Source organism: Halohasta sp. A2, assembly GCF_056175805.1.
Window position 1 is genome coordinate 1 of the sequence record NZ_JAQFWV010000200.1, and the last position, 496, is coordinate 496.

1 protein-coding gene is annotated in these 496 nt (G+C 54.2%); it reads left to right on the forward strand.

The annotated features are described in order from the left end of the window. Nucleotides 1-496: transposase (locus O2S87_RS18770; protein WP_475410230.1), on the forward strand; the 496-nt coding region annotated here is incomplete at both ends.

Below are 496 nucleotides of genomic sequence, written 5' to 3' on the forward strand. Positions count from 1 at the left end.
ATGGCCGCTAAAGACGGTACAACAACGTGTCACCGCTATTGTTCAGCATACCTCGTTTCAAACGGTAAGCCGGTGACGCTGGCTATGACGTACGTGCGCAGTGATGAGAGTGAGGCCGATGCGGTCGAGCGTGTCCTCGACCGCATCGAGGCCTATTCCTTCGATATAGACCTTCTATTGGCTGATCGTGGCTTCTATAACGAACGTATCCTGCGTCGGTCACGTGATATTGCTGCGACTGTCGTTCCCGTCCAAAAGAAGGGCAAACGCATGAAGAGAAAGCTAGACACGCACTGTTCGTACATGACGACCTATCGGATGTACAAAGACTGCAAGCGGGAACTGAAATTCCCGCTTGCAGTCGCGGTCTCCTACCAAGCCGGAGATCGTGGCAAAAGCGGAGAGATCGTTCGAGGCTATGTGGCGTGCGATCTGGCTGATCGCACGCCCAAACAGGTCGAACGGCTCTATCGGAAACGCTCGGCGATTGAGACGA